Source organism: Serratia sp. DD3 (assembly GCF_000496755.2).
Genome location: NZ_AYKS02000039.1, coordinates 1 through 5,986 on the forward strand (window position 1 = coordinate 1; position 5,986 = coordinate 5,986).

Below are 5,986 nucleotides of genomic sequence, written 5' to 3' on the forward strand. Positions count from 1 at the left end.
CCGGCAATCACCGGGCGGGGTAATAGGGCGGGCCGATAGCATACCGTCTCGCTGTAGGGGATACCGTCAAATTGCAGGCTGAAGCTGCTCTTGCGTGAACCGCTGCAACGGACCGAAGTGATGACTATCCCCTCTTTCAGCACCTCCGGCAGGCTGGTGTCGGTTTCCAGTACCTGCCCGGGGGTCAGTAGCGGGCTGGTCGCTCGCCCACTGGCGGTAAACTGCTGATTAAGGCTGCGTTCATGGCGCAGACGGGCATAAAAGGCCCCACTCTCTATGCTGTCCGGGTTCCCTTCTGTCAGGAAGGGTTCCGCGTAGTGATAGGTTTCACCGGTGGTGATCCCCTCTACACCGCTGAGACTTTCCGTGCTGTCTTGCGGGGTCAGTGCCTCACGGTAGTTATAATCCCGGGTGGCCACACTGCCGGTCACCACATGGTAAGCCGTCTGGATATCCCAGACACTCTCCTGACCACTGTCACTCATCCCCGCCGGATGACGAAACGGCAGGTGGGTGCCGAACTGATATTGCGACTGGGTGTCCTGACATATCACCACATCCTGCTCCAGGCGGCGGTCCATTTCAAAACGCCAGAAAATGCCCACTTCCGCCAGCAAACGTTGCACAAATTCCAGGTCGGTTTCACGCCACTGGGTGATCAGCTCACGCGCCGGGTATTCCCGTGACAGACGGAACTCGAAATCCGGGCCTTCCAGCCCATGTTTACGCAGCACCTGCTCCACCACTTCGGTCACCGACTGGTTGAGGTAGATTTCACTGTTTTTGCTGTGTGCCATCAACGCAATGCGCGGCACTAACCGCAAGGTATAACGGGTTTCATCTGCCGAGGTGGAAATACGGCGAAACGACTGCACCACACCAAACAGGGTGCGTACCGAGGTGGCGGGGGCACCGCTAAACATCGGGGTCTGAAAGGTAAAAGAGGCCGGTTTAAGCAACAGGGTATCAACATTGATATCTTCGGCTGTGCAGGTCACTGCAACCTCATAATACCAGGGCTGGCTGAGGGTCTCTTCGGCACGGAAGCTCAGCACATCGAGAAAATACGGGCAGTCATGCACATCCACCCGGTAACGGGACTGGCCCAGCAACTGCTTTATCTGGCCAGTGGCACTGTCTAACACGCTATCACTCATTGCCCTGCTCCTTGCTCATGGGGTTGATCAAACTCCAGCACAATGCCGTCTTCCTCATCCCAGCCCAGGGTCAGGGTCTTGGGTTTTTGCTTCGCCGCCATATAAGTCAGTAACTGCTGGCTCAGTACCGGCAATATCTGCTGGTTGAGCAGGCTGTCGACATTGCGCGCCCCGGTATCGGGCAGCAGGCAGGCAGCGGTCAGGGCGTCATACAAGCTGTCACCCATCTGGGTGATGAGGCCGTAATGGCGTTGCAGGCGTTGGCTCACCTGATTCAGTTTCATCTGCACGATGGTGCGCATCGCCGTGGCGTCCAGTGGGCGGTAAATCACCGTCTGGAAGCGTGCCAACAAGGCGGGCTGGAAGTGGTCACGCAGTACCGGGCGCAGCAGTTCATGCAGGTCCCCTTCGCTGGCCTCCGGCTGTTCATCCAGCAACTGCATCAGCAAGTCACTGCCGAGGTTGGCGGTCATCAATATCACGGTGTTACGAAAATCAATCTCGCGCCCTTCACCATCGCGCATAAAGCCACGGTCAAACACCTGATAGAACAGGTTCATCACATCCCGGTGGGCTTTTTCCACTTCATCGAGCAGTACCACGCTGTAGGGGCGCTTGCGCACCGCTTCGGTCAAGATGCCGCCCTGGCCGTAACCCACATACCCCGGCGGCGAGCCTTTCAGTTGCGAGACGGTGTGCGGCTCCTGGTATTCCGAGAGGTTGATGGTAATCAGCGATTTCTCGCCACCGTACAGGCCATCCGCCAGCGCCAGTGCGGTTTCGGTTTTCCCCACGCCACTCGGCCCAACCAGTAAAAATACCCCCTGCGGACCGTTTTCCGGCGTCAAGCCGGTTTTGGCGGCACGCAGGCGTTGGGCAATGGCGGTCAGGGCGGTATCTTGCCCCACCACCCGCTGACCAATCTCCCCTTCCAGGCTCAGCAGTTCGGTCTGTTCGTCTTTCATCAGTGAGGAGAGCGGCACGCCAGTCCAGTCAGCAATCACATTGGCGACAGTGCGGGTGTCCACATCCACCTGTATCAGAGGCTCCGGCTGTTGTAACTGCTCCAACTGATGTTGCAGGGAGGTCACTTCAGTCTGACGGCTCAGGTCCTGGCGGCAAGTCATCAGTTGTTGCACCAGGGCTTTTTCGGCGTTAAAGCGGTGGTCTAACGTTTCCAGTGCGGTTTCCAGTTCCCCACGCTGCACTTCAATGGCGCTAAGCCGCTCACCGTGTTGCTGGCTGCCAGTGGCGATATCTTCCAGCAGGGCTTGTTGTTCTAATTCCAAGGCCGTCAGTTGGGCTTTCAGGCGCACAATGGCCTCCGGCAGCGTATCCAGGCTCATGCGCACCCGGGCGGCGGCGGTGTCCAGCAGGTCCACCGCCTTGTCCGGCAGTTGACGACCGGTGAGATAGCGGCGGGACAGGGTGACGGCGGCGCGTACTGCATCGTCGGTGATATGCACGCCATGGTGTTCGGCGTAGCGGGATTTCAGGCCACGCAGCATCAGGCAGGCGGTGTCATCGTCCGGCTCGTCGACCTTGACCATCTGGAAGCGGCGCTCCAGCGCAGCATCACGTTCAAAATACTGTTTGTATTCACTCCAGGTGGTGGCAGCAATGGTGCGCAGTTCGCCTCGTGCCAACGCCGGTTTCAGCAGGTTGGCGGCATCTGCCCCACCGGCCTGATTACCAGCACCGATAATGGTGTGGGCTTCATCAATAAACAGCAGTATCGGTGTCGGTGATTGTTGTACCGCATCAATCACGTTTTTCAGCCGTTGTTCAAACTCCCCTTTAACCCCGGCACCCGCTTGCAGCAACCCCAGGTCCAAAGTACGCAGCGCCACCGGTTTGAGGCTTTCCGGTACATTGCCCTCGGCAATGCGCAGTGCCAGCCCTTCCACCAGGGCGGTTTTCCCTACCCCCGGCTCCCCCACCAGTATCGGGTTGTTTTTGCGGCGGCGAGAGAGGATATCTACCATCTGGCGGATTTCGGTGTCACGCCCAAATACCGGGTCAATCTGACCTGCTTTGGCTTTGGCGGTGACATCCAGGGTAAATTTGTCCAGCGCGTTCTGCAGGGCAGCGGACAGTTCGCCGGCCTTGAGCGCTGTTTCAGGTGTGGCGTCGGTGTGCAGTTCCGGTGAGTGGCCGCTTTGTGCCAGCTCGGCTTCCTGCTGCACTTCCGGACGTTCCTCCGACTGCATATCCAGCAGTGGGCGCAGGCGCTCCAGTTGGCTCTGCCCCAGGGTCAGCAATGGCCACAGCGCATCGCAGGCTATCAGTTTGGGTTTATCCACCAACGCCATCAGCAGGTGGACACTGCGAATAGACTCTTCCCCCGCCAGCGAGGCACGCAACCAGGCTTCCTGCAGCAGGGTTTGGGTGGCTTCCGCCAACTGCGGGCGGCTACGCACCGAGCGCGGGCGGTTATCCAGCCAGGCCAGCAGCTCTTGCCACAGGGTGTCCAGTTCCCACTCGTAACGGCGTGCCAATACGGTGATATCCCCTTCCCCCTGTTCCAGGAGTTTCAGCAACCAGTGCTCCGGCAGAATTTCCGCATGGGCGCGGGTCTGACACAGTGAGGCGGCCCCTTCCATGGCTCGGGCACAGTAAGGGTTAAGACGACGTAACAGGATAGCGGGGTTTTCCATTATTGTTTCTCTCTTGTTCTTTTTGCGTTTACATCTGAAATATTTCAATTTCAGGGTAAATAAAATGGGTGTTTTTGTTTGATGGGTGTCAGTACTTTCGGTCGCCTGGCGCTTTTTACCTTATGGGCACACCGTGTCTGCGTTCAACGCCTTCAATGGCGTCAACCACCGTGTTCACCTGAATGATTGATAAGTATTACGCTGAAATTAATTACCATTAATATTCCCTCTGTAGCTCGACATGGCTTTCGAGCGCTGGATGAGCGGTGTTCCATTCACCACCGAAGAATGCGCCCGAGCAGGGGGCTCAAGAGCCAGCCCCCTGCACCCCGGCCCTGTGCCAGATCAGGCGGTCGCTGCGCTGCAGTTACTCGGCCCATCCCTGGGCCTCGCCCCTTCGGGGCCGCTGCAAGCAGCGTTCAAATCGGTTCCCGACCGATTTGTCACTACGCCACGGCGCATGACGGCCGGCTGCTACAAACCTCCCTGTTTGTCTCGCCTAAACTCACCATCCCTGGCGAGTTTGCCTATGCACCGCCGCTACGTTCAACGCCTTCAATGGCACTCACCCCTCGAGCACATTTAACCTTCAGAGACGTTATGGGGTTATTGCAGCTCATTTCTTATCGGTGCTTATACCGGTTATTTGGCCTTTTTGTCTTGCAGCACGGGGCGTCTGTTTTGACACGCTACCGCCCTTCGCTATTAACCAAAGCGCACTAGGTAAAATTCTCTCAATGTTTCCCTCATCTCCTTTCAGTTGCCAAGGTGTAAACCGCAACTCGAAAGGCAAGTGAGATAACAACTTTGCTCAGTACCCGTCGACAGGTACTCAGAAAAGTAAAGGGCGGACAGGCGAACCTGTCCGCTCTGGTATTACGCAGTAGTACGTTCGTTCCAGGAATCGGAATGAATGATGTTGCCGTCTTTGTAAGTCCAGGTGATTTTTTCGTAGCGCAGCTCTAACTGCTCCAGGTGGTTGTGTTTCTCATACGCCGGGTCTTTGATGTCGTGCATCACCGGGTTGACTTTCACCACCTTGACGTTTTCCAGTTTGGTGTTGAAGTACTCCACTTCCTGGCCCGCGTCATTGATTTTGTACCACTTGAACTCGGCTGATTTCAGGGTCTGACCGGTGGTCACCGCCTTGTACAGGTACGGGCTGGAGGCATCGATTTCCTTGGTAAACAGGAACGGGGTGTGAATACGGGTCCCCGTCAGTTTGCCGGTGTTGTTGTCAGTCGGGATGTACAGGTTATGCTGCTGAGCAACGATTTCGATGCTGCCTTCACGGTCTTTGACATCAACAGAACCCTTGATGTCGGCACCGCCGTCATCCTTCAGCCACAGATAAACAGGTATTGCCATGGGATTGTCTCCATTTAGTGTTGTGTACCGTCACCATCCAGTGATGACGGCGGGTGGTTGCCGGGTACCTGGCAGGCGTCTGCCTGCGGTACCAGACTGATTTCGACGCGCCGGTTTTGTGCCCGCCCGGCGTCCGTGTCATTCGGTGCCAAAGGTCGGCTGTCGCCATACCCCTGCACCGCAAAACAGCTTTCCGGCACATCACCGGTATCACGCATCCAGTTACGCACCGCTTCGGCCCGTTGCAAGGAGAGCGTCTGGTTCTGCTTGGCATTGCCGGTGTTGTCGGTATGCCCGCTGACCACTATCAGCCAGCCCGGTCTGGCCTTGATGCCCACCAGGGAATTCACCAGCATTTTGGTGGAATCGGGCTTCAGTACCGCCTTGCCGGAATCAAACAGCGACAGGCTGTCGAGGCGAACGATTTGGGCTTGCTCCTTCTCCTTGACTGCAATGGCTGCCGGTTTAGGTGGCACCCAGTCACTGAGAGCCAACTGCACCGGGGGATGCAAGACCTGCCCCTGGTATAAGCCCAACCCCAGTGACAACGGCGCACCCTGGCGCTGATAACGCGCCAGCAGTTGCTCATCATGGCGTAACTGTTGCTGCGCCTGTATCTTCGGCTCCGGCGGTGTGCCAGTGAGGCGATGATAAAAGGCCAGGTCATCCCCCACACTGCGGATAAGGCGATGGTTATTGGCAAAGCTCGCCAGCAAGGCCGCCACACCAAACACCCACACCAGTGCCCCGGCCCGCAGCCCCACACGTTGCGCGGGCGTCAGGCCACGGCGACCCGGCAAGCCC

Annotated in this window: 4 protein-coding genes; all 4 read right to left on the minus strand. The window is 57.6% G+C overall.

What is annotated here, in order from left to right:
• A partial coding sequence (locus IO95_RS06225; protein WP_037384379.1) for a type VI secretion system Vgr family protein occupies window positions 1-1,157 on the minus strand: 1,157 nt, incomplete at its 3' end.
• Window positions 1,154-3,814, minus strand: a complete 2,661-nt coding sequence (gene tssH, locus IO95_RS06230) for a type VI secretion system ATPase TssH (protein ID WP_037384382.1) — start codon at window positions 3,812-3,814, stop codon at window positions 1,154-1,156. The genes IO95_RS06225 and tssH, both read right to left, overlap by 4 nt.
• Before the next feature lie 876 nt (window positions 3,815-4,690).
• Window positions 4,691-5,182, minus strand: a complete 492-nt coding sequence (gene hcp / locus IO95_RS06235) for a type VI secretion system effector Hcp (protein WP_037383271.1) — start codon at window positions 5,180-5,182, stop codon at window positions 4,691-4,693.
• 14 nt (window positions 5,183-5,196) lie between these two features.
• Window positions 5,197-5,986 (minus strand): OmpA family protein (locus tag IO95_RS06240; RefSeq protein ID WP_037384385.1); only part of this gene is annotated, 790 nt, incomplete at its 5' end.

Bases quoted from the DNA above. Each gene is read 5' to 3' on its own strand.
- tssH (WP_037384382.1), bottom strand. From the start codon at position 3,814: ATGGAAAACCCCGCTATCCTGTTACGTCGTCTTAACCCTTACTGTGCC.
- hcp (WP_037383271.1), bottom strand. From the start codon at position 5,182: ATGGCAATACCTGTTTATCTGTGGCTGAAGGATGACGGCGGTGCCGAC.